This is a genomic window from Azohydromonas sp., from assembly GCF_035325925.1.
Lineage (GTDB): Bacteria > Pseudomonadota > Gammaproteobacteria > Burkholderiales > Burkholderiaceae_C > Calidifontimicrobium.
Map to the genome: position 1 here is coordinate 1 of NZ_DAOKZA010000108.1, position 2,985 is coordinate 2,985.

Sequence of the window (2,985 nt, forward strand, 5' to 3'; positions counted from 1 at the left end):
TGACCAGCGTGCCGCTGGCGCACGTGGCCGGCCACAACCGGCGCGTGCCGCTCGATCACCCGCTGCTGACCTGCGCGCGGCAGATCGGCGTGTCGCTGGGCGAGGGCTAGCGGCCGCCCGCCCAGGGCCGTCGTCGCGCGTGCCGGCGTGCGCGCGCGGCTCAGTGGTCGAGGCTGGGCGACTTCCAGCCCGGGTGTTCGAAGTGCTTGCCGTACTGCGTGAGCGCGTGCACGACCTTGACGACGCCGGCGCTGCGCCGGGCCTTCGCGTTCTTGCCCTGCAGCGTCTCGTTGCCTTCGATCATTTCGGCCAGGATCACGTGCAGCACCTCGTCGGCCGCCGGCTCGAGCTTGCAGTGGCTCACGATGCCGGCGATCTGCGCGTCGATCTCGCTGCCGAGCGCGGCGTACTGCGCGGTGCCGAGCTGGCCCCGGTGCACCGCCGGCAGGCGCGCTTCGACCGCGTCGCGGATGCGGGTCATGCCCTGGCGCAGCGGCTCGTCGCTGGCCCACTTCTTGCCGGCGTTGAGCTTGAGCACCGGCGCCTGCGCGCCGGGCGCGTGCTCGTGGGCATGCCCCTGCGCCGCGTACGCGCCGGCGCCGAAGGTCAGCGCGGCGGTGGCGAGCAGGATCGCGCCCGAGGTCAGGAAGGTCTTGCGTTGCATGGCTTCAGCTCCATTGGTGGAAGTCTCGGGTTCGGGCCGACCCGCCCTTTGCGCGTCGCGGCACCCGCCCCTGCCGATTGAAACGAAGCAGTACGCAGAATGTTCCTTCTGCGTGCACGACAGACAGGCGCGGGGGCGGGGCACAGGCCGCGACGGTGGCAGCCCGGCGCTGGCGCACGCTCAGTCGCGATGGAGTTGCTCGAAGCCGGAGGCGCCCACCGGCTGCGCGAGCAGAATCTGCGCGAGCCGGTCACGCTGGCCGGCGTCGAGCATCTCGCGCTCGCGCAACAGCTGGCGGATGACCAGGCGCTGCTGCTCGTCCTGCAGCCGCGCGATAGCGGCGCGTTCGGCCTCGATCGTCGCCGCGTCCGGTGCCGGTGCGAAGATCTCGCGGACGAGCCTTTCGCGGCGCGTTCCGATCTCGGCGGCCCCCGCGGCGAGCGACTCGAGGAACACCTGCTCCGCCTCGTGCCAGCGCCGCAGCTGCTCGTCGTCGAGCGCCAGCTGCTGCGGCAGCGACGTGGCCGGCGGCCCCGCGCCGAGCAGCGGCGCGAGCCCGCCCGGCCCGGCCATGCGGTACGCGACCGCGCCGAGCACCCCGAGGTTGAGCATCACCGACAACGCCAGCGCCACGCGCAGGGTCGAGAGCTTCATCGCCCGCCTCCCTGGCCGGTGCAGGCGTCGAGGCCGATGCACAGGCCGCCGGGCGCGATCGGGTCGAACACCGTCATCGCGACCACACGCGGCGCCAGCGCCGCACCGGCGCCCGCGGTCAGGAACGCGCCGAACGTCACGCCCAGCGACAAGGCAGCGACCATGCCGGCGCCCAGCGGCAGCCAGGCCAGCCCGGGGCGCCTGCGATGCGGTGCCCGCGCGACACCCGGACGCTGCGCCAGGCGCCCGTCGATGACGCCGGCCAGGTCGACGCCGAGCGCCTCGGCGGGCAGCGATCGCAGGTCCGCGCGCAGGGTGCGCAGGTCGGCATGCGTCGCGGCGCACACCGGGCAGGCGGCGACATGCGCTTCGATGGCGCGGCGCTCGCCGGCGGCGAGCTGGTCGTCGAGCCAGGCCGACAGTTCGACGATGCGTGGGCATGTTTCATTCATCTCCAGGCTCCCCGGTCAGGTGGCGGTGCGCGGCGATCAGCGCGGCGCGCGCGCGGGCGAGGCGCGACTTCACCGTGCCCTCCGCGACGTCGAGCACCGCGGCGATCTCGGCGTACGACAGGTCCTCGATCTCGCGCAGCAGCAGCACCTCGCGATGCTCGGCAGGCAGCTGCGCGAGCGCCCGGTCCAGCAGCGCGAGGCGCCGCGACGTGGCGAGCCGCTGCTCGGGCGTCGGCGCCGCGTCGGCCAGCGTCAGCGCCTGGTCGACGGGGACGAACTCGACGAGCCGGCGGCGACGCAGCTGGTCCAGCGCCGCGTTGCGGGCGATCTGCAGCAGCCAGGTGCCGAACTGCGCCTGCGGCCGCCACGCGGGCAGCGCCTCGTAGGCCTTCATGAACGTGTCCTGCGTCAGGTCCATGGCTTCGTCTCGCGAATCCAGCATCCGGCGCAGGAAGCGGAAGACGCGGTCCTGGTGTCGCCGGACCAGCACGGCGAAGGCGCCACGGTCGCCCTGCCGGGCGAGCGCGGCCAGTCCGCCGTCGTCCGGCGCCGTCAGTTCCGACTCCCTCGCCACGCGCTGCTCCGACAACCGTTTCAACGAACGAGGGCGGCAAAGGTTCCATGCCCTCGGCGCCCACCGGCGTTCACGGCCGACCGGCGCGGCGGCCCCGGCGGCCTCGCCGCGCGCCCGCGACCCGGCAATCAGCCGCGCAACGCCGCGCGTGCCGCGTCCAGCGTCGCCGCGATGTCGTCGTCGCCGTGCGCGGCGCTGACGAAACCGGCCTCGTAAAGCGCCGGCGCCAGGTACACGCCGCGCTCGAGCATCGCATGGAAGAAGCGGTTGAAGCGCTCCTTGTCGGTGGCCATGACGGCGCCGTAGTGCTGCGGCAGCTCGGGCGCGAAGAACAAGCCGAACATGCCGCCCTCGCTGTCGCCGCACATCGGCACGCCGGCGTCGCGCGCGGCGGCGAGCAGCCCTTCGACGAACGAGCTCGTCTTCGCCGCCAGCGCGTCGAAGAAGCCGGGCTTGGTGATCTCGCGCAGCGTCGCCAGCCCGCAGGCGGTGGCCACCGGGTTGCCGCTCAGGGTGCCGGCCTGGTACACCGGGCCCAGCGGCGCGAGCTGCTCCATGATGCGGCGCGGCCCGCCGAAGGCGGCCAGCGGCATGCCGCCGCCGATGACCTTGCCGAACACGCTCAGGTCGGGCGCGAAGCC

At 73.9% G+C, this 2,985-nt stretch carries 5 protein-coding genes; all 5 read right to left on the bottom strand.

Annotated features, from left to right (window positions below; all coding sequences use genetic code 11):
- Positions 1 to 160: 160 nt before the first annotated feature.
- The gene (locus PKC53_RS18865; protein ID WP_324431449.1) at positions 161 to 664 is read right to left on the bottom strand and encodes a hypothetical protein; all 504 of its coding nucleotides are present in this window, start codon (positions 662 to 664) and stop codon (positions 161 to 163) included.
- 180 nt (positions 665 to 844) lie between these two features.
- Positions 845 to 1,318: a periplasmic heavy metal sensor gene (locus PKC53_RS18870; RefSeq protein WP_324431450.1), complete on the bottom strand. Its 474-nt coding sequence runs from the start codon at positions 1,316 to 1,318 to the stop codon at positions 845 to 847.
- The gene (locus PKC53_RS18875) at positions 1,315 to 1,770 is read right to left on the bottom strand and encodes a zf-HC2 domain-containing protein (RefSeq protein WP_324431452.1); all 456 of its coding nucleotides are present in this window, start codon (positions 1,768 to 1,770) and stop codon (positions 1,315 to 1,317) included. The genes PKC53_RS18870 and PKC53_RS18875 overlap by 4 nt, the downstream gene beginning before the upstream one ends.
- On the bottom strand, positions 1,763 to 2,344 hold the full coding sequence (locus PKC53_RS18880) for a sigma-70 family RNA polymerase sigma factor (protein ID WP_324431454.1): 582 nt from the start codon (positions 2,342 to 2,344) through the stop codon (positions 1,763 to 1,765). The genes PKC53_RS18875 and PKC53_RS18880 overlap by 8 nt, the downstream gene beginning before the upstream one ends.
- 128 nt (positions 2,345 to 2,472) lie before the next feature.
- Positions 2,473 to 2,985, bottom strand: a 513-nt coding sequence (locus tag PKC53_RS18885; protein WP_324431456.1) for an aminotransferase class III-fold pyridoxal phosphate-dependent enzyme, incomplete at its 5' end; no start/stop codon positions are given.